Source organism: Shewanella avicenniae (assembly GCF_017354945.1).
Taxonomy (GTDB): domain Bacteria; phylum Pseudomonadota; class Gammaproteobacteria; order Enterobacterales; family Shewanellaceae; genus Shewanella; species Shewanella avicenniae.
The window spans coordinates 1,342,447-1,367,293 of sequence record NZ_CP071503.1; the positions used below are offsets into that span (position 1 = coordinate 1,342,447).

The 24,847-nt window shown below is 48.8% G+C and carries 16 protein-coding genes and 6 tRNA genes; 15 read left to right on the forward strand and 7 right to left on the reverse strand.

Features of this window, described 5'->3' with window-relative positions:
* Positions 1 to 53: 53 nt before the first annotated feature.
* Positions 54 to 2,651, reverse strand: a complete 2,598-nt coding sequence (mutS, locus tag JYB87_RS05940; RefSeq protein ID WP_207355972.1) for a DNA mismatch repair protein MutS — start codon at positions 2,649 to 2,651, stop codon at positions 54 to 56.
* A 254-nt stretch (positions 2,652 to 2,905) separates the two neighbouring features.
* Here mutS and recA point away from each other — a divergent pair, with 254 nt between their 5' ends.
* The 10 genes from recA (at position 2,906) to JYB87_RS05990 (ending at position 8,587) form a co-directional block, all read left to right on the forward strand.
* A complete protein-coding gene (gene recA, locus JYB87_RS05945) occupies positions 2,906 to 3,973 on the forward strand; it encodes a recombinase RecA (RefSeq protein ID WP_207355973.1) in 1,068 nt (355 codons plus the stop codon).
* Positions 3,974 to 3,999: 26 nt separating this feature from the next.
* Positions 4,000 to 4,452: a regulatory protein RecX gene (locus JYB87_RS05950; RefSeq protein WP_207355974.1), complete on the forward strand. Its 453-nt coding sequence runs from the start codon at positions 4,000 to 4,002 to the stop codon at positions 4,450 to 4,452.
* Positions 4,453 to 4,613: 161 nt separating this feature from the next.
* Positions 4,614 to 7,235 carry an alanine--tRNA ligase gene (alaS, locus tag JYB87_RS05955; RefSeq protein ID WP_207355975.1) on the forward strand — a complete coding sequence of 874 codons (2,622 nt, stop codon included), beginning with the start codon at positions 4,614 to 4,616 and terminating at the stop codon, positions 7,233 to 7,235.
* 338 nt (positions 7,236 to 7,573) lie between these two features.
* Entirely contained in the window at positions 7,574 to 7,771 is a 198-nt protein-coding gene (gene csrA, locus JYB87_RS05960) for a carbon storage regulator CsrA (RefSeq protein WP_207355976.1), read from the forward strand.
* Between the two features lie 210 nt (positions 7,772 to 7,981).
* Positions 7,982 to 8,073: transfer RNA gene (locus tag JYB87_RS05965), tRNA-Ser, on the forward strand.
* A 24-nt stretch (positions 8,074 to 8,097) separates the two neighbouring features.
* Positions 8,098 to 8,174 (forward strand) — tRNA-Arg (locus JYB87_RS05970).
* Positions 8,175 to 8,205: 31 nt separating this feature from the next.
* Positions 8,206 to 8,282, forward strand: a tRNA-Arg gene (locus JYB87_RS05975).
* 25 nt (positions 8,283 to 8,307) lie between these two features.
* Positions 8,308 to 8,384 (forward strand) — tRNA-Arg (locus JYB87_RS05980).
* A 29-nt stretch (positions 8,385 to 8,413) separates the two neighbouring features.
* Positions 8,414 to 8,490 (forward strand) — tRNA-Arg (locus tag JYB87_RS05985).
* Positions 8,491 to 8,495: 5 nt separating this feature from the next.
* Positions 8,496 to 8,587 (forward strand) — tRNA-Ser (locus JYB87_RS05990).
* A gap of 106 nt (positions 8,588 to 8,693) precedes the next feature.
* Here JYB87_RS05990 and JYB87_RS05995 read toward each other — a convergent pair.
* Together JYB87_RS05995 and JYB87_RS06000 are read right to left on the reverse strand one after the other, a co-directional pair.
* Positions 8,694 to 8,861, reverse strand: a complete 168-nt coding sequence (locus tag JYB87_RS05995; protein WP_207355977.1) for a hypothetical protein — start codon at positions 8,859 to 8,861, stop codon at positions 8,694 to 8,696.
* A gap of 109 nt (positions 8,862 to 8,970) precedes the next feature.
* Positions 8,971 to 10,230 (reverse strand): dicarboxylate/amino acid:cation symporter, encoded by a 1,260-nt coding sequence (locus JYB87_RS06000; RefSeq protein WP_207355978.1) that lies wholly within the window; start codon positions 10,228 to 10,230, stop codon positions 8,971 to 8,973.
* Between the two features lie 424 nt (positions 10,231 to 10,654).
* On the opposite strand from JYB87_RS06000, the gene JYB87_RS06005 reads away from it, so the two are divergent.
* The 4 genes from JYB87_RS06005 to JYB87_RS06020 all read left to right on the forward strand — a co-directional run bounded on the left by JYB87_RS06005 (position 10,655) and on the right by JYB87_RS06020 (position 16,458).
* Positions 10,655 to 13,525: a M16 family metallopeptidase gene (locus JYB87_RS06005; RefSeq protein WP_207355979.1), complete on the forward strand. Its 2,871-nt coding sequence runs from the start codon at positions 10,655 to 10,657 to the stop codon at positions 13,523 to 13,525.
* A 190-nt stretch (positions 13,526 to 13,715) separates the two neighbouring features.
* Positions 13,716 to 15,305 (forward strand): glutamate--cysteine ligase, encoded by a 1,590-nt coding sequence (gene gshA, locus JYB87_RS06010; protein WP_207355980.1) that lies wholly within the window; start codon positions 13,716 to 13,718, stop codon positions 15,303 to 15,305.
* On the forward strand, positions 15,302 to 15,724 hold the full coding sequence (locus JYB87_RS06015) for an META domain-containing protein (protein WP_228729956.1): 423 nt from the start codon (positions 15,302 to 15,304) through the stop codon (positions 15,722 to 15,724). Before gshA ends, JYB87_RS06015 begins: the two co-directional genes overlap by 4 nt.
* A gap of 131 nt (positions 15,725 to 15,855) precedes the next feature.
* Positions 15,856 to 16,458 carry a transglycosylase SLT domain-containing protein gene (locus JYB87_RS06020; RefSeq protein ID WP_207356612.1) on the forward strand — a complete coding sequence of 201 codons (603 nt, stop codon included), beginning with the start codon at positions 15,856 to 15,858 and terminating at the stop codon, positions 16,456 to 16,458.
* On the opposite strand, the gene JYB87_RS06025 is transcribed toward JYB87_RS06020, so the two are convergent.
* The 4 genes from JYB87_RS06025 to dauA form a co-directional block, all read right to left on the reverse strand.
* A complete protein-coding gene (locus JYB87_RS06025; RefSeq protein ID WP_207355981.1) occupies positions 16,444 to 17,637 on the reverse strand; it encodes a sensor domain-containing diguanylate cyclase in 1,194 nt (397 codons plus the stop codon). The two genes, JYB87_RS06020 and JYB87_RS06025, sit on opposite strands and share 15 nt — an antisense overlap.
* Positions 17,638 to 17,683: 46 nt before the next feature.
* The gene (purK, locus tag JYB87_RS06030; protein WP_207355982.1) at positions 17,684 to 18,763 is read right to left on the reverse strand and encodes a 5-(carboxyamino)imidazole ribonucleotide synthase; all 1,080 of its coding nucleotides are present in this window, start codon (positions 18,761 to 18,763) and stop codon (positions 17,684 to 17,686) included.
* On the reverse strand, positions 18,763 to 19,254 hold the full coding sequence (purE, locus tag JYB87_RS06035) for a 5-(carboxyamino)imidazole ribonucleotide mutase (RefSeq protein ID WP_207355983.1): 492 nt from the start codon (positions 19,252 to 19,254) through the stop codon (positions 18,763 to 18,765). The genes purK and purE overlap by 1 nt, the downstream gene beginning before the upstream one ends.
* 261 nt (positions 19,255 to 19,515) lie before the next feature.
* Positions 19,516 to 21,264: a C4-dicarboxylic acid transporter DauA gene (gene dauA, locus JYB87_RS06040; RefSeq protein ID WP_207356613.1), complete on the reverse strand. Its 1,749-nt coding sequence runs from the start codon at positions 21,262 to 21,264 to the stop codon at positions 19,516 to 19,518.
* Positions 21,265 to 21,512: 248 nt separating this feature from the next.
* Between dauA and JYB87_RS06045 the strand changes: the two genes are divergently transcribed.
* Entirely contained in the window at positions 21,513 to 24,773 is a 3,261-nt protein-coding gene (locus JYB87_RS06045) for a S41 family peptidase (RefSeq protein WP_207355984.1), read from the forward strand.
* Positions 24,774 to 24,847 lie beyond the last annotated feature (74 nt).

Here is a 24,847-nt window from a genome sequence, read left to right on the forward strand (position 1 = left end):
TATAGTAAAAAGCGCACTGTTTAGTGCGCTTTTCTGTTTTTAGCTCTCGCCATTTATCGCCCGGAACCCACAAGTGAACTTAGTTGATAGATCAACTCAAGCGCAGCCTTAGGTGTTAGCTCATTTGGATCTATTCGTCGTAATAACTGCTCAACTTCTGATGGTGGAGTATCGAGCGCTAATGAGGTTTGTATCGGAGTCACTTGAAGACTCACATCTTTTCCATCATCACGACTTTCAAGTTGCTGTAATTTCTCTTTTGCGGCACGAATAACCTGTTGTGGTACACCCGCTAATGCTGCGACTTGGAGCCCGTAACTTTTGCTCGCGGCGCCTTCTTGCACCGCATGCATAAACACAATGGTGTCATCATGCTCTATGGCATCTAGATGAACATTGGTAACTTGTGGCAATAGTTCAGCAAGTTGTGTGAGCTCAAAATAGTGGGTCGCAAATAAGGTTAATGCTCCAATCTTTTGCGCTAGATATTCGGCGGCCGACCAAGCAAGTGATAAACCATCATAGGTAGATGTGCCGCGACCAATTTCATCCATTAGCACTAAACTGTTTTCTGTAGCGTTATGCAGAATATTGGCGGTTTCGGTCATCTCCACCATAAAGGTTGAGCGGCCGGAGGCTAAATCATCTGACGCACCAATCCGAGTAAAAATGCGATCAACTGGGCCGACTACGGCGGACTCAGCTGGAACATAACTACCGATATACGCCATGAGGGTGATCAGTGCAATCTGGCGCATATAGGTGGATTTACCGCCCATATTGGGGCCGGTGACAATCAACATCCGTCGCTCAGCAGTAAGCAATACCGGATTGGCAATAAAAGGGGATTGGCTAACCGTTTCTACCACAGGATGGCGACCTTCACTGATCTCTATGCCTGCAGTTTTTACAAGTGTTGGACAATGGTAGTTTAGGCTCTCGGCACGCTCAGCAAAGTTGCTGAGTACATCGAGTTCTGCTGCCGCAAGCGCAAATTGTTGTAGTTCTGCCAACTTAGGCATTAATAGGTCAAATAATTCATCCCACAGCTGTTTTTCTAGCGCTAACGCTTTGCCTTGGCTCGACAGCACTTTTTCTTCGTATTCCTTTAGCTCTGGGATGATATAGCGTTCAGTGTTTTTCAGGGTTTGGCGACGCTGATAACTTAAAGGTACTAGCACAGATTGGCCGCGAGATACTTCAATAAAGTAGCCGTGTACCTTGTTAAAGCCGACCTTTAAAGTGGCAATGCCAGTACGTTCTTTTTCACGGATTTCAAGCTGTTGCAGATAGTCGGTTGCACCTTGACTTAGGCTACGCCATTCATCTAGCTCAGCGTGATACCCTTCGCGAATAACCCCACCATCACGGATAAGTACGGGTGGATTATCAACAATGGCACTTTGTAACAGCGCTAATTCAGCAGGAAATTCATTTAACGCTCGGTAAAGCTGCTGCAAATGCTCAGTTTGGCAGGTTGCAAGATATTGGCGTATATCCGGTAACACCTCTAATGCATCCCGCAGACGCGCAAGGTCACGCGGTCGTGCATTTCTAATCGCTAGCCGCGCAATTATGCGTTCAACATCACCGATAGACTTGAGCAGTTGGTGCAACGGTTCATGGGTAACTTGGTTGAGTACTTCAGTTACCGCTTGGTGGCGCAAACTCACATGAGTCTGATCGCGCAGCGGCTGGTGAATCCAACGTTGCAGCATACGACTGCCCATCGCTGTCGCTGTACGGTCAAGCACTGAAGCGAGGGTGTTCTCTAATCCACCTGACAGATTAACGGTTAGCTCAAGATTGCGCCGGGTAGCAGCATCAAGTACCACAGTGTCACTCGGGCTAAATTGCATGAGGCTATTGATATGTGGCAGGGCGGTGCGCTGCGTGTCTTTAACATATTGAATCAAACAGCCAGCAGCTTGCAGTGATAGCCTTGCTGATTCAACCCCAAACCCACGCAGATCTTTGGTTCCAAATTGCTCCAGCAACATTTTCGTCGCCGTATCAAAGTCGAACTCCCACTCTGGACGTCGACGAGCGCCTTTGACATCGGCGATGAGATACTTGTGGGTAAAGTCTTCGCTGTAGAGCAGTTCAGCTGGACGTGTGCGCTGTAATTCAGCTTCAACGGCTTCTAATGATGGCAATTCAGCGATGACAAACCGGCCGGAGGCAACATCAAGTGTGGCAAATCCAAACCCCTTTTTACCTTCGTAGATTGCCGCTAATAGATTATCGCGTCGCTCTTGAAGTAAGGCTTCGTCGGTGAGTGTTCCCGGCGTTACTATGCGCACCACTTTGCGTTCAACAGGGCCTTTAGCAAGTGCGGGATCGCCAATCTGTTCGCAGATAGCAACAGATTCGCCTTGTTGCACTAGTTTTGCCAGATAGTTATCTACCGCATGGTAGGGAATACCTGCCATCGGAATAGGATCACCACCACTTTTGCCGCGAGCAGTGAGCGAAATTCCTAGTAACTCAGATGCGCGCTTGGCATCGCTATAAAACAGCTCATAGAAGTCGCCCATACGATAAAACAGCAACATATCGTTGTGTTCGGCTTTCATCTGCAAATACTGCCGCATCATCGGCGTATGCTTTTCCAAATCCTCTAAATCCGGCGTTTGGCTATGGCTGTTCATATCGTCCTTTCGAGTATTGATCGCGTGGGGCTAATCACAAGGTAGCCTGCAATATTAACAGGTCTGACGAAGGCATGAATCGCCATAGAAAAGTTTTTTGCAGCGAAATATCAGGCACTTTGTTTAACTGGAGAAGAAATAATCCGATCCAGTACTTGATACTGTATGATTGTACAGTATACTAACCGCAATTAAGTTCATCGCCAGCGGGAGTCGGTCGTACTCCATCAAGGTTCGAGCACAGAGGGACAGATATGAAGATCGATGCAAATAAAGAGAAAGCGTTAAATGCCGTATTAGGCCAGATTGAAAAGCAATTTGGTAAAGGTTCCATCATGAAACTCGGTGAAGACCGTAGTATGGATGTGGCCACTATCTCAACTGGTTCGCTTTCACTTGACGTTGCTTTGGGTGCAGGTGGTTTACCTCTGGGGCGTATCGTTGAAATTTATGGCCCAGAATCTTCGGGTAAAACCACGTTGACCTTGGAAGTCATTGCCGCCGCTCAACGTGAAGGTAAAGTCTGTGCCTTTATCGATGCTGAGCACGCTTTGGACCCAATCTACGCACGTAAGTTGGGTGTAGATATCGACAACTTGCTGTGCTCTCAACCAGATACTGGTGAGCAAGCGTTGGAGATCTGTGATGCGCTTACCCGTAGTGGTGCTGTAGACGTTATCATTGTTGACTCAGTCGCCGCGCTCACGCCAAAAGCTGAAATTGAAGGTGAAATCGGTGACTCTCATATGGGCTTAGCAGCGCGTATGATGAGCCAAGCAATGCGTAAGCTCGCCGGTAACTTGAAGCAATCAAATACTTTGCTGATTTTCATTAACCAAATCCGGATGAAGATTGGGGTGATGTTTGGTAACCCAGAAACCACAACGGGTGGTAACGCGCTAAAGTTCTATGCGTCAGTTCGTTTAGACATCCGTCGCACCGGCTCGATTAAAGAGGGTGATGAGGTTGTTGGTAACGAAACCCGAGTAAAAGTGGTTAAGAACAAAGTTGCAGCACCGTTTAAGCAAGCTGAATTCCAAATCCTTTACGGTAAAGGCATTAACCGCGTGGGTGAGTTGGTGGATTTAGGCGTTGCTCATAAACTGATTGAAAAAGCGGGTGCTTGGTACAGCTATAAAGGCGATAAGATTGGCCAAGGCCGTGCTAATGCCGGTAAGTTCCTGCAAGAAAATCCTGAAATTGCAAAAGAAATTGATGTGACATTACGTGAGTTGTTGCTTCATAAAGGTGGCATGCCAGCAAGCGATGACAGTGATAGCAACGATGGCAATGTTGATCTCGAAACTGGAGAGGTCTTCTGAGCGAACCGTCAGTAAAATCTGTCGTAGTGAGCCTATTGGCTCGCTGCGACAAGAGTTGTGCAACGCTACGACAGCAATTGCTTGAAAAGGATTTCGCTGATCACGAAGTTGATGACGCGATTCAATGGGCGCAAGCCTTAGGCTACCTAGATGATAAACGTCTAGCTGAAGCCATCTTGCGTTCTCAGTTAAACCGACTACATGGGCCTGCCAAGATTGAACAAGCAATGCAGCTCAAAGGCATTAGTAAGTCGCTTGCGAGCGAAGTGCTTACCGCTCACGAAATAGACTGGTTTGAGTTGGCGCTTCAGCGAGCAACGAAGAAATTCCCATCTTTAGATTTTTCCGCACTAGATTTCCAACAATCTCAAAAGCAAAAGGCGAAAGTGATTCGACACTTACTGGGCCAAGGCTTTAATTATGAACAGGCTGGCTACGCGCTTGAAGCAACGCTATCAGCTAACAAACCCGCACTGTGAATTGAGCTTACATTATTGCGGTTGCAGTTCTGTGTTGACACCTTATTCTGATTGGTATTCTGCCGCTGCCCGCTTATAATGCGGGGCAATCTACATTTGTTGCTGAAACTCTCAGGTTTCAGCCTTTTATTTTTAGTGCCAACGCAATTCAGGACGATTTCATGTACAAAACCACCGCCGCCGTTAGAAGCGCCTTCCTGGAGTATTTCAGCAAGCATGGTCATCAAGTTGTTGATAGTAGCTCGCTCGTACCGGGGAATGACCCAACCTTGTTGTTCACCAATGCGGGGATGAACCAGTTTAAAGATGTATTCCTTGGTATGGACAAACGCAGTTACAACCGTGCGACGACTGCACAGCGTTGTGTTCGTGCTGGTGGTAAGCATAACGATTTGGATAATGTGGGTTACACGGCACGTCACCATACGTTCTTTGAAATGTTAGGTAACTTCAGTTTCGGTGATTATTTTAAAGAAGATGCCATCAAATTCGCTTGGGGCTTTTTAACCGAAGTACTGCAACTGCCAAAAGAAAAACTGTGCGTGACTGTGTATCAGAACGATGACGAAGCGTTTGATATTTGGAATAAGCAGATTGGTATTCCAGCAGAAGACATCATCCGTATTGGCGACAATAAAGGTGCACCTTATGCGTCAGATAACTTCTGGCAGATGGGTGACACAGGTCCTTGCGGTCCATGTACTGAGATTTTCTATGATCACGGCGCACATATCTGGGGTGGCCGTCCAGGCACCCCAGAAGAAGACGGTGACCGTTTTATCGAAATTTGGAACATCGTATTTATGCAGTTCAACCGTCAAGCTGACGGTGAAATGTTACCTCTGCCAAAACCATCCGTGGATACAGGCATGGGGATTGAACGCATTTCGGCAATTATGCAGGGCGTTCACTCAAACTATGAAATCGATGTATTCAAAACCTTGATTGCAAAAGCTGCTGAAATCATCGGCGTAACTGATTTAGAAGCGAAATCTCTGCGTGTGATTGCTGACCATATCCGTTCTTGTGCATTCTTAGTGGCTGATGGCGTGATGCCGTCGAACGAAGGCCGTGGTTATGTGCTGCGTCGTATTATTCGTCGCGCTGTGCGCCATGGTTACAAGTTGGGTGCAACCGAAACCTTCTTCTACAAATTAGTGCCGTCATTGATTGAAGTGATGGGCGATGCAGCCAAAGAACTAAACGCACTCCAAACTGTTGTCGAAAAGGCGTTGAAAGCCGAGGAAGAGCAGTTTGCTCGCACACTGGAACGTGGTTTGGGCATTCTTGATAGTGCGCTTGCCGAACTAGATGGCAAGGTGCTCGATGGTGAAACAGCGTTCAAACTTTATGACACTTACGGTTTTCCTGTCGACCTGACCGCTGACGTATGCCGCGAGCGTGATATTACTGTCGATGAAGCCGGCTTTGATGTGGCAATGGAAGCACAGCGTAAACGCGCGCAAGCAGCTGGCCAATTTGGTGCTGACTATAACGCTGGCTTAAAAACTGACGCTGATTCAGAATTCTGTGGTTATCAAGCGACTACCGCTGAAGGTAAAGTCGTAGCGATTTTTGTTGATGGCGCCGAAGTAGAAGGTTTGCTGCCTGATCAGGAAGCGGTTGTCGTGTTGGATAAAACCCCATTCTATGCAGAATCAGGCGGCCAAGTGGGTGACAAAGGCGAACTAACAGCCGGTGACAGCCTGTTTGAAGTCGTGGATACCCAAAAATTCGCCGCTGCGATTGGCCATAAAGGTACCTTAAAATCAGGTAGCTTAAAGGTTGGTCAAACCGTAGCCGCCGTAGTGAATAAAAAGCTACGTCACCGCACCGAACTTAACCACTCAGTGACGCACTTATTGCATGCCGCACTCCGTCAGGTGCTGGGGACCCATGTTGCTCAGAAAGGCTCATTGGTGCAGCCAGAACGTTTGCGTTTTGACTTCTCGCACTTTGAAGCGGTTAAGCCTGAAGAACTGAAACAAGTTGAAGACTTGGTAAACACCCAGATCCGTCGTAACCATCAACTGCAAGTGGCAGAGATGGATATTGAACAAGCCAAAGAACAAGGTGCGATGGCACTGTTTGGTGAAAAATATGACACCACAGTACGCGTTGTTACCATGGGTGACTTCTCTATCGAGCTGTGTGGCGGTACTCACGTCACCCGCACAGGTGATATCGGTGTGTTCAAGATCGTATCAGAAGGCGGTATTGCTGCGGGTATTCGTCGTATTGAAGCAGTCACTGGCGCTGCGGCTATGGCATACATAGCCGAACAACAGCAAGAACTGCATGACGCAGCGGCGTTGTTGAAGAGTGACGCCCACACCGTTGTTGCTAAACTGAAAGCACAATTGGAGCACAGCAAGCTGTTGGAAAAAGAGATTGCTCAGCTGAAATCTAAGTTAGCTGCGGCCGCAAGTGCAGACTTAGTGTCTGAAGCGCAAGATATTAGTGGTGTGAAGGTGCTGATCAAGCAACTTGACGGCGTTGATGCTGGCGCGCTGCGTGGTTTGCAAGATGAAATCAAGCAGAAGTTAGGCTCTGGCATTGTGGTGCTGGGCATTGCTGCTGATGACAAGGTTAACTTGATTGCTGGTGTGACCAAAGACCTCGTGGGTAAAGTGAAAGCCGGTGAGTTGGTTGCGATGGTTGCTGCGCAGGTGGGCGGTAAAGGCGGTGGTCGTCCCGATATGGCACAGGCTGGTGGCTCTGAACCTGAAAACCTCCCTGCGGCATTAGCATCTGTCACTGAGTGGTTAGCTGCTAAGTTATAATCTGTTGAATAATCTTTAAAAGGTCGGCTAAATGCCGACCTTTTTGTTTTGTGATGTGGCTAACGCAAGAAGTGCCTAACATGTATTAATAATTCATGAAGTGGTGTTTGGGGAATGTTAGCTTTTGTGTTAGCGTGGTATTAACAACGAAAAATTGTTCTAACGTGCTTTTTGGGTGGTTTCGCGTTAGAGAATTTTATCGTTTTACTATAAAAAAGTCTAAAAACTGGGGATTTAGTACTCACGACTATTAATTTGTACTAAGCTCACTTTATAATAATTGCGGTTACAGAGAATTACGCCGTATACAGAATATGGAAACATAGAGGAGCAATCTAATGCTGATTTTGACTCGTCGGGTTGGCGAAACACTGATGATTGGTGACGAAGTCACAGTGACAGTGTTGGGAGTAAAAGGAAACCAGGTACGTATTGGGGTTAACGCGCCAAAAGAAGTGTCTGTACACCGCGAAGAAATTTATCAGCGCATTCAGTCTGAGAAAGGTGGTTCCTCTTCAGATGAAGGCAACTACTAATAATAGTGCTGAAGTGCAGAATTGATTCATGATTTAAAGCGCCAGTCCATTCGACTGGCGCTTTAATTTTTGCTGATATTTCAAGCAAATTGTGCACTAATGCAACCACTTGAAAGGCATGTGATTAAAAACAGGGCAAACTGTTTTACCTTTCCTAAAAAGCGTTTGACTTATTTTCTTCAAACAGTAATATGTGCGCCAAGAAACGACGGAGAGGTGGCCGAGTGGCCGAAGGCGCTCCCCTGCTAAGGGAGTATGGGCTTTATCTCCCATCGAGGGTTCGAATCCCTCCTTCTCCGCCATTTTCTTAGTGTTTTATATACGACGCGCATGTAGCTCAGCTGGATAGAGTACCTGGCTACGAACCAGGCGGTCGGAGGTTCGACTCCTTCCATGCGCGCCATATAAAAGAACACTATAATTTGAACAGTTACGCGCATGTAGCTCAGCTGGATAGAGTACCTGGCTACGAACCAGGCGGTCGGAGGTTCGACTCCTTCCATGCGCGCCACTTTCAAATAGTAAAATACAGTAATGCGCATGTAGCTCAGCTGGATAGAGTACCTGGCTACGAACCAGGCGGTCGGAGGTTCGACTCCTTCCATGCGCGCCACTGTATTTTATATAATTTTCTGATGATATGCGCATGTAGCTCAGCTGGATAGAGTACCTGGCTACGAACCAGGCGGTCGGAGGTTCGACTCCTTCCATGCGCGCCATTAGCGGAGAGGTGGCCGAGTGGCCGAAGGCGCTCCCCTGCTAAGGGAGTATGGGCTTTATCTCCCATCGAGGGTTCGAATCCCTCCTTCTCCGCCATTTCTTTAGTGTTAAAATTCCCATTAAATTTTCAGTATTACCCTCATATCCAACAAACCTGTCAACATCAAACACAAGTTATCACTAACGTTTGTGTTGTTGTGCGTTATTGCGTGAGCCACAGGGCAATTGCAAGCAGGAGTATCAATAAGCTGCTAATGCCAATAATCCAGATAAACCCTTGTTTGCCTTTTGCTAACGGTATGCCGTAAAACCGCAGAAATGCAATCCACAGCAAACAGAGAATGATGGGAACAAATAGCAAACGGCCCATGAAGCGTCCTTGTAAGTAGTTGCGTTAGCTTGAGTATAAGGTTGCTGTGCAGTGAATACAAAAAGGGCCGCTTTCGCGACCCTTCGTTATCAATCGATTAGCTGACTAGCTAGCTGGCGTTGGCATGTGCTGGCGCATCAGTCGTGTCTGCATAGAATTGCGTTTCATCGAATTCACCTTCAGACTTACCAACAACCACCGACGTCATCATATCGCCAGTGATATTGGTGCAGGTGCGCGCCATATCAATCACGCGGTCAATTGCTGCAATAAAGCCGATACCTTCCAGTGGTAAACCTACCGCACTCAAGGTGACTGTTAACATCACCATTGCGCTGCCAGGTACGCCAGCCGTACCCACAGAGGCAACGGTCGCAGTAACTAAAATCATGATGTAATCGCTAAGTTCTAGTGGAATGCCATAGATTTGCGCAATAAAGATAGAGGCAACGGCCGGATAGATACCACCACAGCCGTCCATATTCATGGTTGCGCCTAACGGCAACACAAATGCAGAGTATCGTTCAGATACGCCCATGTTTAATGAACAACGAGTAGTGACCGGCAGCGTGCCGTAGCTCGATGAGGTCGTAAACGCCACAATTTGTGCTGGAAGCGCTTTGCGGAAAAACTGCATCAGCGGCAAGCGTGCGACAAACTTAATCATGCCGCCATAAACCAGCAGAATGTGCAGTGCAACACCAATATAGATTGCGACGATAAACCAAGCCAGATGTTCAAGGGTGGCGATACCATATTCACCAATCACACTTGCCATCAAACCAAACACACCAATTGGCGTGAGTTTCAGCACCAGACGCGTCAATTGGAACATCACTTCAGCGCCAGAGTTGATCACGTTTTTGAGTGGCGTGCCTTTTTCGCCGGACATATTAATAGCAATACCAATCAGCGCCGCAAAAACAATGATTTGTAATACCGCACCGTTTGCCAGAGAAGCGAATGGGTTTTGCGGGATCATATTCAACAACACTTGGGCAAAACCGGGAATATCGCGATCGCGTACAGTGGTGGTGGCTAACTGCATGTTGCCACCCATATCGATAGCAGAGCCCACCGCTAGGCCAATGAACGAGGCCAGTAGCCCAGTCAACATAAACATACCGATGGTTTTAAAACTGAGGCGTTTCAGATTGACGCCATCACCCGACATAGCGGTAACACTGGTGACAATGGCACAGAACACCAAAGGTGCAACCAGCATTTTAATTGCGTAGATAAAGAGATCACCGAGCGGAGCGACCAAGGTCGCTTTTTCACCAAAAATCACGCCAACTAAGACGCCAAGTAAAAAGCCGGCAACCACTTTTTGCCAAAAGGGGAGCTTACTAATAGTCTGCCAAATCATGATGTTTCCTAAGCAGCAATCCTGCTTTTATCGTTATCGTTATCACCCAAATCGCTGGGTTAAGTGAAGCTAGGGGGACGATTTTAATCCCGACTAATTTAATCGGATAAATCGTTTTCTTATAGCTTATTGCATATTAGAGATCGTCTTAACGTTTTTAAAGGGCAAATTAATCTCGGTAATGGGCAAATTTAACACACTTGTGCGGTATCTATTGCAGCAACGCCCAGCAAGATGGCGCTGAGCAAGGATGGGTGTCAGTAAGCAGATACGACATCTTAGTCGTTTGGGTATTGGGTCTTTTGGTAAACGTCGTGAGGATGATTAACAACTTTTAACAAGATAGTGGCATATTTCAGGGCAAATTTTCTGATACTCTCGAAAGTTAATTTAATCAGTTGTCTTTCGAGTTAAGGAGTAACCCATGAAAAAATGGTTATTGGCGGCAGCAATTGCCTCGGCATTAGCAGGATGTTCCGCCGACACCCAAGTGGTGGCCAGCCAAAATGCAGCTGTTGCCTCTGCGACATTACCTGCGGGTATTAAGTTGCTAGAATCCTATGCCCCAAAATCGGGTGAAATCGGCATTCCGTTCAACAAATATCAGCTGGCGAATGGCCTAACTGTGGTGTTGCACCAGGATCATTCAGATCCGCTGGTGCATGTGGATGTGACTTACCATGTTGGCTCTGACCGCGAGCGTTACGGCCGCACAGGCTTTGCCCACCTGTTTGAGCACATGATGTTCCAAGGTTCTGCACACGTCGCCGATGAACAACATATCAAAACAGTGACTGCCGCCGGTGGCAGCATGAACGGCACCACCAATACTGATCGCACCAACTATTTTGAATCGGTTCCAAGCAACCAACTGGAAAAAATGCTGTGGCTTGAGTCGGATCGTATGGGCTTCTTGCTGCCTGCGTTGACCGATGAAAAGTTTGAAGTACAACGCGCGACGGTGAAGAACGAGCGCGGTCAGCGAGTAGATAATCAACCCTATGGCAGAATGGGCGAAGTGTTCAACCAAGCCTTTTATCCGCCAGGACATCCGTATTCATGGCCTGTCATTGGTTGGCCAGAAGATTTAGACCGCGCTACCAGTCAAGATGTACGCGACTTCTTTAGCCGCTGGTACGGTCCTAACAATGCCACGTTAACTATTGGTGGCGATTTAGATGAAGCCCAAACACTGGCGTGGGTAAACAAATACTTTGGTGAAATCCCGCGTGGCCCAGAAGTTAAGCCTTTAGCCAAACCTTTGGTAACGCTCGACAGTACACGTTACGTCTCGTTTGAAGATAATGTGCACCTGCCATTGGTGCGTATCGGCTTCCCAACTGTTTATATGCGCCATGCCGATGAAGCGCCGCTCGATGTGTTGGCATCCATTCTCGGTGGTAGCAAAAACTCCATCCTGTATAAGAACCTCGTCAAAGACGGTTATGCAGTGCAAGCCAGTGCCAGCCATGGCTGTTCCGAGTTAGCTTGCCAGATGAGTATTTTTGCACTGACCAATCCAGCCAAAGGTGCGGCGTTAGCACCTATTGAAAAGATCATTCGTGATTCAATCAACGAGTTTGAAACTCGTGGTGTGACTGATGAAGACATTGAAAAGGTCAAAACCGAGATCCGCGCGCAAACCATTTTCGGTTTGCAAAGTGTGCGCGGCAAAGTCACCAGTTTGGCGAGTAATGAAACCTTTACCGGTGAGCCTAATCAGGTGGAGTTTGACCTGAAACGCTATGGCGCGGTTACCAAAGCCGACGTGATGCGCGTTTACAACCAGTACATCAAGGGCAAGCCAAGTGTGGTGTTGAGTGTTGTGCCTAAAGGTGGCAACGCCTTGATTGCTGCCGCTGATAACTTCAAACCCACCAATCCTGCCGTGGCTAAACAAGCGGTAGAAGGTTTAGATGGACATCAGTCTCTGGTAGCAAAAAGCAGTTTTGACCGCAATATCGAACCGGCAGCAGGCGCGCCAGTCTCGTTGCATATGCCAAGCTTGTGGAATGATAAACTGGCCAATAATGTTGAGGTGATGGGGACGCAAAGTACTGAAACTCCAACCACCAATATAGTGCTTTATTTCGATGGTGGTCATAAGCTGGAATCGTTAGCACAGGCCGGACTTGCCAATTTAACAGCGCAAGTGATGAACGAATCGACCCAACTGCATAGCACTGAAGAATTAGCGCAGAAACTTGACCTATTGGGTGCCAGCATCAGCTTTGATGCGAATGCTTTCCAAAGTTCAATTCGCGTGACCGCGCTGACCGAAAATCTGGATGCCACGATTGCGATTCTTAAAGAAAAGTTGCTACAACCCGGTTTCGTTGCTGCTGACTTTGAGCGTAACAAGCAGCAATTGCTGCAGATGTTACAACATCAAAGTACTTCTCCAAGCGCGATGGCATCGGAAGGCTTCGACAAGATGCTGTATGGCGACAAGATGTATCTTGGCGTAAGTGACAGTGGCACATTGGCAACCGTGCCGAGCTTAAGCCTGGCGGACGCTAAAGCTTTCTACGAGCAGCAATACACCGCAGGTAACGCAAAAATTGTAGCGGTATCAGATTTGCCAAAAGCCGAATTGATGCAAAAACTTGCTCCGATTGCCGCGTTAACCGGTTCGCGTGCTGACGTGCCAGAGCAACAGCCGCAAACCATGGTTGCTAAAAACACCGTTTATCTGATCGATAAACCGGGCGCCGCACAATCTGTTATTCGTGTTGGCAAGTTATCGCTACCGTTTGATGCCGAAGGCGAATATTTCAAAGCCACTCTGATGAACTATCCGCTGGGCATGGCATTTAATAGCCGTATTAATCTGAACTTACGTGAAGATAAAGGGTATACCTATGGTGCTCGCTCGATGTTTGTCGGTGGTAAAGAAACCGGCTATTTCTATGCCGGCGCTGATGTACGTGCCGATGTGACCGATAAGGCGTTAGCTGAAGTGATGAAAGAGATCACTCACTATCACGAACAAGGGATGACGGCGGAAGAGTTGAAATTTACCCAAGATTCCATCAGCCAAAGTAAGGCGATGGACTATGAAACGCCGTTTGAGAAAGCGCGGTTTATTCGCATGATCCAGCGTCATGATCTACCAGCAGACTACATCGAGCAGCAGAATAAAATTCTTGCGAATATCGATGTTGCCCAGCTAAATCAACTCGCTAAGAAGTGGTTAGATCCGCAATCTATGGGGATTTTGGTGGTGGGTGATAAGGCCAGTGTTAAGCCAACTCTGGAAGCCCTTGGTTATAAAGTGGTCGACATGAGCTTGTAATAGCTAGAATCGTCCCCATAATGGGGTAAAGGACCCATAGGATCTGATGTGACAAAGGTGACAGTGATTTACTGTCACCTTGTTGTTTTCACTCACTGATAAAACTGCTTGACTTAATTGAATAGTTGACAAAAATACTCAGACTTAAGTTCAGGTAGCGACAGTCAGTCCTACAATCGAGATCAATAATTTGAAGTCATTTGATGAGACTCTGGCAATCTTCGCTGATGAGGAAAGCCGTAAAGCGTTGCGAACCATGCAGCGAGGGATTGAAAGAGAGGCATTACGGATTAATGCTGACAATGAGTTGGCGTTAACACCTCATCCTGCCAGTTTAGGCGCAGCGTTAACCCATTCTCGCATCACTACTGATTACAGCGAATCCTTGATGGAGTTCATTACACCGGTTTATACCGATGTTGATCAGATGCTAAAAGGCCTCACTGAAACCCATGCTTATGCGGTGCAGCACCTCAACGGTGAAAAGCTGTGGCCAGTGAGCATGCCATGTTATGTGGGCGATGAAAAACAGATCCCAATTTCTTACTATGGCACCTCGAACAGTGGCATCTTAAAGCGCTTATACCGTAAAGGGTTAACCTATCGCTACGGCGCGCTCATGCAGATCATTGCCGGGGTACATTTTAACTTTTCTGTGTCCGATGCATTGTGGCAAACCCTTTATCAACATAGCGATAAGCAACTGAGCTTAGGCGATTTCATCTCTGATCGTTATTTCGATTTGATCCGCAACTATCGCCGTTTAGTGTGGGTTTTGCCTTATCTATTTGGTGCATCACCTGCGATATGCCGGTCATTTATCAAAGATCAGCAAACCGAGTTGGATTTCCTCACTCATAGTAGCGGCACGCTTTATCGGCCCTATTCCACCTCGCTGCGCATGAGCGACTTGGGTTACACCAATAAAGAGCAAGAAAAGCTGTCGATTAGCTACAACTCGCTGCAAGAATACCTGCAAGGCATTAAAGCGGCGATTAAGATGCCATCGAAAAAATTTGCCGATATTGGCGTTAATGTTGATGGCGAATATCGTCAGCTCAATGCGAACATTTTGCAGATTGAAAATGAATTTTACGCGCCAATTCGTGCCAAACGAGTGACCAAACGCGGTGAAAAACCGTCAGAAGCCTTGTGCCGTGCTGGTGTGCAATATATCGAAGTGCGCGCGTTGGACGTCAACCCATTTAGCCCCATCGGGATTGATGCGTCACAAGTACGTTTCTTAGATTTGTTCTTGCTGTATTGCCTGATGCAACCTTCCGCCAAAGTTGACGCTGCCGGTGAAAAAGAGATCGCCGCTAACCTTAAAGCTGTGGTGCTCGAAGGACGTAAACTCGGGTTAATCTTGAGCCGTAATGGCGAAGCGATTTCGCTGCAGCAATGGATGCGTGAATTGTTTGCTGATTTGGGGCGCATTGCCGCTGTGATTGATGGTGATGATAGGGTTTACGCTGACACCTTAGCACATTGGTCTGAAGCGGTCGAAAACCCTGAAATGACCCTCTCAGGCCGTATTTGGCAGTCGTTGGCGCAGACTGGGCTTGATCATGGTGCTTGGGTACGTCAATTGGCCGAACAGTATCATCGTCAACTGGTGGATTATCCAATTCCACAAGCAGCGCTGGCATCCCTCGATGCTGAGGCAGCCGCTTCCATCGAACAACAGCATCAGCTGGAAGCCAGTGATAAGCTCGATTTTGAGCAGTTCCTTGCCGAGTACTTCCGCGCCAATACTCAAGTAGATGAGCCGGTACATTGAAATCATCACTGTTTATAGCGTTAACTGCGTTATTGCTGACATCCTGTGCTTCGGCACCGGATGACGGCAGTGGCTGCGGTGTAGTCAGTACCTATTTGCCGTCAGATCCTGCGAATCACTATTTTCCTCTTGTGGTGACTGACCTCGATGGCAAGCCGGTGATCTCTAAACCCAATTATCCACTTGCCATCGGCCAGCATACTTTCAGGGTGTCTGAGCTGATTGATGATGAAACGCTGCAAGTTCGCTTGGCCGCACGGGTGCCTAAAGAAATCACCGTTATGGTTGAGGCAGATACACGCTATCAACTGATGGCGCAGTTTAACGTCGACAAACAGTATCGCGGTAATGATCAAAGCTATTGGCAACCGATGATCCGCTCGCAGGAGTATCACGAATGCCAACTCCCTCAAGAATAGCGTAGTTAAAGGGTTGAAATTCTAACGATTATCGTGCTCAATTGGATAAATTTATTCCCCGGCTGCGGTATTCTGGTTTGGTTAAATTTCGTTTTGCTGCGCAACATTCATTGGCTTATTGGCTGAAAACTATGCTGATAGGCGCACTCACCACAGTCACCTTAGCAGGGTGCGCGACGTCGCCTCCCGAAAATCCCGATAATATCTGCGAAATTTTTCGTGAAAACCGCGATTGGTATGATGCGGCGCTCGATGCGCAAGATAAGTGGGGCGTGCCAGTGCATGTGCCGTTGGCGATGATGTATCAAGAAAGCTCATTTAAACACGATGCCGCACCACCGATGGAATATGTTCTAGGTTTTATTCCAATAGGCCGCGCCAGTGATGCCTATGGTTATGCTCAAGCCAAAACCATGACCTGGGATGACTATGTGCGTGAGACCGGCAATGGCTGGGCCAGTCGCAGTGACTTTGATGATGCCATGGATTTTATGGGCTGGTTTATCTGGAAAACCAATAAGCTGAATGGTGTGTCTAAGTGGGATGCGAAGAATCAATATCTGAATTACCACGAAGGTTGGGGCGGTTATAAACGCGGCACTTATTGGAAAAAACAGTGGCTGGTGAAAGTGGCAAAAAAAGTCGATGCCCGTTCACGTAAATATGCCACGCAATACAAAAGCTGCAAAAAGGAGCTCGATTCTTCTTGGTTTTGGCGCTTATTTTTTGGCTAAATGCTGTTGCCGTGACACGATAGCTTGTTCAGCAATATCAAAGGCTTCTGCCAAATTTCCCAAGTAGATAGCGCTGCCCACGGTAAAGCGTAAACCGGGAATTCGGCGGCTTAATTCAAAGCTGACGTCGGATAGCCAAGCATTGATCTGGGTTGAGTCGCCATAGGTTAACACCGCAAATTTATCACCCCGTAAGCGGCTTAGCAGGGCTTTCGCTGGCCAGCATTCTTTTAAGGTGCGCCCGAGCTGCCGCAGTGCTTCATCGCCAGCTTCAAGCCCGTGCTGCTTGTTAATCTCTTTGAGGTTATCCAAATCAATCAGAATTAACTCACTTTGCACGCCCGAGCGTAACGGCCACTGAATCGCCTGCTCTTCAAAGTAGCTGCGGTTGGCCAGCCCCGTTAAGTTATCGTAGTTGCGTAGCTGATCAATCAACTGGGCGTGTTGATAGAGCGCCAACGCATTTGCTGCTGCGTTGGTCAAAATCGTCGCGATAGACACATCGTAATCACTGAAACTACCGGGCTGCTCGCTATCGAGGTTCAATAGCGCATACAGTTTGCCATCGACATGGATGGGGCAGGACAGGGTCGCGCGAATGCGATTGTCGGCAATGTGTTCTGCACCGTGCGCATCCGCAGCAATACCACCGTCGGTGTCGTTGAGCAAAATGGCGCGATCACATCGGCCGCCAGTCATCTTATATTGAAACGTTTGATGCAACTGCATATTGAGCTGTTGCAGCCGTTTGACATCCAAGCCTACCGCCGCTTCAAACTGCAGTCGTTTGCTGTACTCATCGACTTTGATCACTGAGCCAAATTCGGCGGCTGGGATCAAATTCATCGCTTTGGATAACAGCGCGCTGAGAAAATCATGCTCGCTGCCGCAGTACTGATGCAGTTGCATCAATTCCATGGTGGCATCGTTGATTTGGGTAAGTTGGTGTACTTTATCGCGCTGGTGGCTGAGCACACTAAAATAGAGAAAAAAGCCTAAGCTGTAGGCCAGATAGTAGATGATGCCAACGCCGCAAAGCAGCAGCCAAGGATATTGTCCCGGGCCGCTGAACATCCAGCACAGCAAACCAAACAGTAGCATGGGCACCAGCAACAACAGCAGATGTTGGCTGGTGGAGACTCTTACATCGTCAAGTTCGCTACTGTGGTTAAAGTCCAATGAACAACTCCTTTAGCTGCACAGGCTTAGCGGCCCTGCGACATCATCATGCTTGATAGTGCGCCAATATCCAAGCCAGCGGTGCTTGATACTGACTTGGCATCCATTGCTGCAGCTGGGCGATACTGTCGGCCAGTACCTCTTTATCAATCACAGATAAATTGAGGTGGCCGACTTTGCGACCAGGGCGTACTTCCTTGTTATACCAATAAAGTTCAGCATTCGGCAGCGATAGCCAGCGGTCATCTTTGTTGATACCGATCAAGTTAACCATCACACATTGGAAGTTCACTTGTGGCGTCATCACTGCCAAGTCGCACAAGGCACGCAGATGCAGTTGGAACTGGTCGATATGACAACCCGCTTGGGTCCAGTGTCCTGAGTTGTGTACTCGAGGAGCAAGTTCGTTCACCAGCAGGTGTTTGCCCACGCGGAAGCATTCCATCGCCATTACGCCGACATAGTTGAGGCCATTCATGATGGTGGACAACATAGCTTCGGCTTCGGCTTGTAATTTTTGCAGTCGTGGCAGTGGCGAAATTGATGCCATCAAAATGCCATCTTGATGCAAATTGAGGGTCAATGGATAAAACACACAGCGACCATCATGGGTGCGAGCACCTACCAGCGATACTTCTTCATCAAAGTTAATGGCTTGTTCGGCAATCGCTTCATTGCGCCAGTCATCGGGTACTTGTGTCGCCTCAGCTTGTTTTAGCCAAAACTGACCGCGTCCGTCATAACCACCGGTGCGGCGTTTGAGCAAGACGCGTTCGCCATATTTGGCGTAGAGTTGCTCAGCAGCGCTGCTATCGCTTACCAATTCCCACGGCGCAGTAGCAACATTTAGCTCATCCAACAGGCTCTTTTGAGTAAAGCGGTCGGCTAAACGGCCAAACACGGGACCATTGATAAACTGAGGGTGTTCAGACAGTTGTAAGCTCAATGCGGATTCAGGCCACTGCTCACGTTCGGCGGTGACAATATGATCTGGCTGCATTGGCAGCTTTTCTTCGGTTGGTGCCATGATGTCGATGGGACGGACATCTAACGCCAGCGGCTGACCGGCATGTGCCAGCATTGCGCCTAATTGGCCGTTACCGAGTACCCAAACTGTGTTTGACATCATGCCTCCCGAGGATCTGGATTATCCAGCACTGAACGTGTTTGTGCTTCGCGGAATGCTTCTAAACGCTCCGCCAATTGAGCATCGTTAGTCGCCAGAATTTGGCTGGCCAGTAACCCTGCATTAAATGCGCCGGCAGTGCCAATTGCCAAGGTGCCCACGGCAATACCTTTTGGCATCTGCACGATAGACAACAAGCTATCCATCCCATTGAGTGCTTTGCTTTGCACCGGCACGCCCAACACAGGCAGACGCGTTTTTGAAGCTAACATGCCAGGTAGATGCGCTGCACCGCCTGCGCCACCAATAATAACTTTGAAGCCTTTATCCGCTGCGGTTGCCGCAAACTCAATCAGCTTATCGGGAGTACGGTGAGCACTTACCACTTCAACATGGTATGGCACCTTCAAGATGTCCATGATCTCAGCGGCGGCTTCCATTGTCGGCCAATCGCTCTTTGATCCCATAACGACAGCAACGAGGGCTTGCATGATCACTCCTTAACACGGGTATTTTTTAAAATGTAGGGTCATTATTTGGCTTTGAGCGGTATTTTAAATACCACTCAAAAAATTTGCGCGGATCATAACATGAACCCTAGCGATGTGCTGCCTTTTAGCTGCGCGGACAGTTGCGTGAATGCAAACGCTGTGTTTTTTGCGGTTGGTTAATCGGTACTCGAACGCGGAATGGCCGTTGCCGCTGCGCCCATGAGTATGACTCACTCGCGCAGCGCTCAACTGTCAAATTATTTAGGCTTTTTCGTCACAGGGTAACAGCTCATTTAACAACTCTTTGAGCGACGGATAAAACTTCAGCACCCCTTCAATCGGTTGCACGCCTGCCTTGGCTAAGGTGCGGATCGGTTGAAACTGCAACTCGGCAATATACAGCTGCGTGGCGTTTTGTTGGCAGCGTTGTACCAGTTTATTGAGGGCATTAAGGCCGCCAGCATCCAAGATGGACACGCCATCGAAATCTAGCACAATCACTTTTTTATCTTGGGTGAGCGTGGCGATATCGGCAAATACCTGTTCAGCGGCAGCAAAAAATAGCGGGCCGTTGATTTTCAACACCGCCCAGTCTGCTGGGAGGTCGCACGCTACATAACGTCGATTATTGCTGATGTCGTATAGCCGCGTCATGTCCGCAATCTCTTTCACAAACAACAGCGCCGCCAACATGATGCCGAAAGAGATTGCCACCACCATATCAAACACCACTGTCAGCAATAGGCAACTGGCAAAAACCCAGATATCACTGCGCGGCGCTTTCTTAATCAGTTCGACCGCTTTGGGCGCCTCACTCATGTTCCACGCTACCACCATCAACAGGGCGGCCATGGCAGGCATGGGCAGATAGGACAATATCCCCGCCAGTGCCACCAGTGCCAGCAATACCACCCCTGAGTGCACCATGGCCGAAATCGGACTTTGTGCGCCGGAGCGGACGTTGGCCGCGCTGCGGGCAATCGCTGCGGTTGCGGTAATGCCACCAAACAAGGGCGCAACAATGTTGCCAATGCCTTGGCCGAGTAGTTCACTGTTAGCGCTGTGGCGGCTGTTGGTCATGCCATCTAACACTACTGCGCAGAGCAGCGATTCAATCGCACCTAACATAGCAATAGCGAACGCAGATGGCGCCAAGGTTTGCAGCGTTTGCCAACTTAATCCAAGCGCTGCGCCATCAGCGCCGACGCGCAACCAAGGCCATTCAAACTCGGGTAACACAGCGGGAATGCCCGCGCCCATGCTGCCATCGGGCAACAGATAGTGAAAACGGCTGCCGATGGTTTCAACTGGGTGGCCAGCATTGGCCAACAAAAGCGCTAACAGCGTGCCAACGACAATGGCGGGTAAATGCGCTGGCACTGGCAATTTTAATTTTGGCCATAACAGCATAGTGGCGAGCGTAGCCGCAGCAACTGTGGTGCTCGGCAGATCAAAATTCGGCAGTTGCTGCATGAGTACAATCAGCTTTTCGATAAAATGCTCCGGCATTTTGTCGACGCTGAGACCAAAGAAATCTTTCACCTGCAGCACTGCGATCACAATACCGATACCGCCGGTAAACCCTAAGGTAACCGACTGCGGAATGTATTGAATTAAGCGTCCTAAACGCAGCAGCGCCATAATGATAAGAATCACGCCGGACATCAGCGTGGCCATCAACAATCCCGCCAGCCCATATTGCTGCGCAATCGGAAATAGCAACACCACAAACGCCGCGGTGGGGCCTGAGATAGAAAAGCGCGAGCCACCACAAAGCGCGATAACGAAGCCGCCGATAATCGAGGTGTACAGTCCATATTGCGGCGCAACGCCACTGGCGATTGCTAACGCCATCGCTAATGGAATGGCGATGATGCCTACGGTAATCCCGGCGATGATGTCATTCAGTAACTGACGCCCTTGGTAGCCTTGGCGACACAACACGTCGCGCAGGGCGTAGCCAAGCCTTAACGAAAATAACTGCTGCCGAAATCCTGAACTGTTGGGCACCTTGGGCTCCTGATAGCTGTTCGAGCGGGCGCATATTTTAAGACTGCGCACCACTGTGTCGTTGTGACCTAACTCGCGAAATGCTGCTTGCTGTGATGCAGATAGTGTCAGCGAGGCGGTATAGCCGTTAGCGACAGACACATTTGCTAAAACTTCTTCAGCGGCGGTGTTACTGAATCTTAGTGCTGACTTTGTTAGTTTGTTGGTTTAAACAGAAAAATAATCATGCTCAAACAGGATAACCTCTCATGAAACTTCGTCATTCTGTCGCCTGTTGCTTGCTCGCGTTAGGATTGGGCTGCACCAGCAGCGCGGTTACTGCGGCTCAAGGCTACTATCGTGCTCCAGATCTGCATGGCAATACTTTGGTATTTACCGCCGAAGGTGATCTGTGGACTCAGCAACTTGGTGCCGCCCATGCGGCACGCTTGACCAGCCTGCCTGCGGAAGAGGTGAGTGGCAAAATTTCACCTGATGGTAAAACCCTCGCATTTGTCGCCAACTATGATGGCGTTGATGAGGTGTACACTATTGCCGTTAGCGGTGGCAGCGCCAAGCGCGTGACTTTTGAAAATAGCCGCGTGCGGGTACAAGGATGGACTGCAACTGGCGACATCCTTTATGCCACGGATAGCGCCAACGGCCCAGCAAACTACTGGGTGTTAAAAACGGTCAATCCTAGCTCGTTAGTCACGCAAGATATTCCGTTAGCGGATGCGGTGCAGGGCGTAGTGGATGCGGCTGGTGAGTATGTCTACTTTGTTCGCTTTGGCTTGCAAGTCACCGGTGATAACGCGCGGGTATATCGTGGCGGCGCCAAAGGCGAGTTGTGGCGTTACAAGCTGGGAAGCAAACAGGAAGCTGAACATTTAAGCGCGGCTCACGATGGGTCGATTCGCTCGCCAATGTTATGGCAAAACCGGCTGTATTTCGTGTCCGATCAATCTGGTAATGCCAATATTTGGTCAATGAGCTTAGACGGTAAAGATGCCAAGCAACTGACGAATTACCAAAATTTTGAGGTGCGTAGCCCGTCGTTAAACGATGGCCGCATTGTGTTCCAATTGGGTGCTGATATTCATCTGCTGGATCTTGCCAGCGGTAAAGATGTGGTGGAGTCCATTGATCTGCAATCAGATTTTCCTGAGCGTCATGAACGTTGGATCACCAACCCGCTGCAATACGCACAAGATTTCAATCTATCGCCAAGTGGCGACAAGGTAGTGTTGACTGCTCGCAGCCATGTGGCAATTGCCGGCACCGATAGCACCCGCCTAGTAGAACTGCCTTCAGATGGCAGCTTCCGTATTCGCAATGCGGTGATGTCCAAAGATGGCAAGCATGTCTATGCCATCTCCGATAAGTCGGGTGAGCAAGAGATCTGGCAATATGCCGCCGATGGTAGCGACAAGGCGAAACAGTTGACCCATGACGGCAAAAATATGCGCATGAGCCTAGTGTTATCGCCGGATGGCCGTTATCTGGTCAGCGATGATTACCAAGGGGATTTATGGCTGCTGGATTTGAAAAATGGCAAAAGCCGCAAGATAGCTACCGATGATCAAGGACTCGCGCCGTATCAAGATATTGTGTGGTCGCCTGACAGCCGCTATCTGGCGTTGACCAAGAGTGAACTCGGCTCTCCTCGACCACAAATCATGTTGTTAGCGCTGGAAGACGGCAAATCAGCACTGCTGACGTCCACCAAATATGAGTCGTTCTCGCCTGCCTTTAGCACCGATGGTAAGTGGCTGTATTTTCTCTCAAACCGTCATTTTAACAGTACCCCAAGTTCGCCTTGGGGCGATCGTAACCTTGGTGCAGGTTTTGATAAGCGCACTGAAATCTACGCGGTAGCGTTGGAAAAATCGGCGCAATTCCCATTCGCTCAACCTAATGAGCTGGTGGATTACAAACCGAAAGGCAAGAAAAAGGATGACGATGAAGAACCGGCGTTAGTGGTTGATTGGCAGGGCTTGTCACAGCGTTTGTGGCAAGTGCCTGTTGCAGCGGATAACTATCAACGGCTGCAGATCAGCGAGAAAGGCTTGTACCTCGCGTCGAGCACAGATCATAGCGTGAAGTTTATTAAGTACGATCACGACAAAGCCAAAGTGGATACCTTTGCTAAAGACGTACGCAGCTATCAGCTTTCCACTGATGGCGACAAAATCTTCCTCTTTAAAGGGACGCAAGCGGGACAGATGCTGATTGTGGATGCGGCTGAGAAACTGCCATCTGAGCTAGAGGATGCCAAAGTTCGTTTTGACGGATGGCAGTTGGCACTGCAGCCACAGCAAGAGTGGAAGCAGATGTTTGAAGATGCGTGGCTTATGCATCGTGAGTCTTTCTTTGATAAGAAGATGCGCGGTGTAGATTGGGCTGCTACCAAACAAAAATATGCGCCTTTGCTGGCGCGGGTGACGGATCGCCATGAGCTGGCAGATATCTTCACTCAGATGATGGGCGAACTTGATGCATTGCATTCACAAGTGCGCGGTGGTGATTTTGCCCAAGATGCGGCGAAACCCACTCCGGCAGCGTTGGGGGCGAACTTAAGCCAAACTGCAAATGGCGTGGTTATCAGCCATATCTATCGCAATGATCCTGAACTGCCTAACCGCGCCTCCCCACTTGATGCACCGGGCGTCGATGCGCAAGAAGGCGATATCATTAGCGCGATTAACGGGCGCAGTATCAGCAGCATTGCCGATGTGAGTACCTTGCTGCGGAATCAAGCCAACAAACAAGTATTGTTACAGCTTAAACGCAAAGGCGACACACTGAAAACCGTGGTCGAGCCGGTGTCGTTGGCACAGGATGGCCAGCTGCGTTACCTCGATTGGGTGAACAACAATGCCAACAAAGTGACCAAAGCCAGTGAGGGTAAAATCGGTTACTTGCATCTATATGCAATGGGCGCGAGCGACATTGCCAATTTCGCCCGTGAGTTTTACGCCAATTTCGAGAAAGATGGCTTAATCATCGACGTTCGCCGTAACCGCGGTGGCAACATTGATAGCTGGGTGATTGAAAAGCTGCTGCGCAAAGCGTGGATGTTCTGGCAGCCGACACACGGCACGCCTTATCCGAACATGCAGCAAGCATTCCGCGGCCAACTAGTGGTGTTAACTGACCAACTGACTTACTCCGATGGCGAAACCTTCTCTGCTGGGATTAAAGCTTTAGGTGTTGCGCCGCTGATTGGTAAGCAAACAGCAGGTGCTGGCGTGTGGTTGTCGGGCCGAAACCGTTTGACCGACGGTGGCATGTCACGGGTGGCAGAATATCCGCAATACGCCATTGATGGCCGCTGGGTGGTGGAAGGCCGTGGGATCAGTCCCGATATCGAGGTCGATAACCTGCCACTTGCTACCTTTGAAGGGAAAGATGCTCAGCTAAATCGTGCCATTGATTACCTGCAGCAACAATTGAAGCAGCAACCGGTTGCACCACTCAAAGCCTTGCCAATGCCGGCAAGCGGTGAAGCACAAGATATCCGCAACTAAGCGGCTATGCTTGCACAAAAAAACGCCAACACAGAAATGTGTTGGCGTTTTTTTTAACGAAATTAACCGACTAG

What these genes read in the sequence shown, in the direction of transcription:
- mutS (WP_207355972.1), bottom strand. Translation starts at nt 2,651, where the DNA reads ATGAACAGCCATAGCCAAACGCCGGATTTAGAGGATTTGGAAAAGCAT.
- recA (WP_207355973.1), top strand. Translation starts at nt 2,906, where the DNA reads ATGAAGATCGATGCAAATAAAGAGAAAGCGTTAAATGCCGTATTAGGC.
- alaS (WP_207355975.1), top strand. Translation starts at nt 4,614, where the DNA reads ATGTACAAAACCACCGCCGCCGTTAGAAGCGCCTTCCTGGAGTATTTC.
- csrA (WP_207355976.1), top strand. Translation starts at nt 7,574, where the DNA reads ATGCTGATTTTGACTCGTCGGGTTGGCGAAACACTGATGATTGGTGAC.
- JYB87_RS05995 (WP_207355977.1), bottom strand. Translation starts at nt 8,861, where the DNA reads ATGGGCCGTTTGCTATTTGTTCCCATCATTCTCTGTTTGCTGTGGATT.
- JYB87_RS06000 (WP_207355978.1), bottom strand. Translation starts at nt 10,230, where the DNA reads ATGATTTGGCAGACTATTAGTAAGCTCCCCTTTTGGCAAAAAGTGGTT.
- JYB87_RS06005 (WP_207355979.1), top strand. Translation starts at nt 10,655, where the DNA reads ATGAAAAAATGGTTATTGGCGGCAGCAATTGCCTCGGCATTAGCAGGA.
- JYB87_RS06020 (WP_207356612.1), top strand. Translation starts at nt 15,856, where the DNA reads ATGCTGATAGGCGCACTCACCACAGTCACCTTAGCAGGGTGCGCGACG.
- purK (WP_207355982.1), bottom strand. Translation starts at nt 18,763, where the DNA reads ATGTCAAACACAGTTTGGGTACTCGGTAACGGCCAATTAGGCGCAATG.
- purE (WP_207355983.1), bottom strand. Translation starts at nt 19,254, where the DNA reads ATGCAAGCCCTCGTTGCTGTCGTTATGGGATCAAAGAGCGATTGGCCG.
- JYB87_RS06045 (WP_207355984.1), top strand. Translation starts at nt 21,513, where the DNA reads ATGAAACTTCGTCATTCTGTCGCCTGTTGCTTGCTCGCGTTAGGATTG.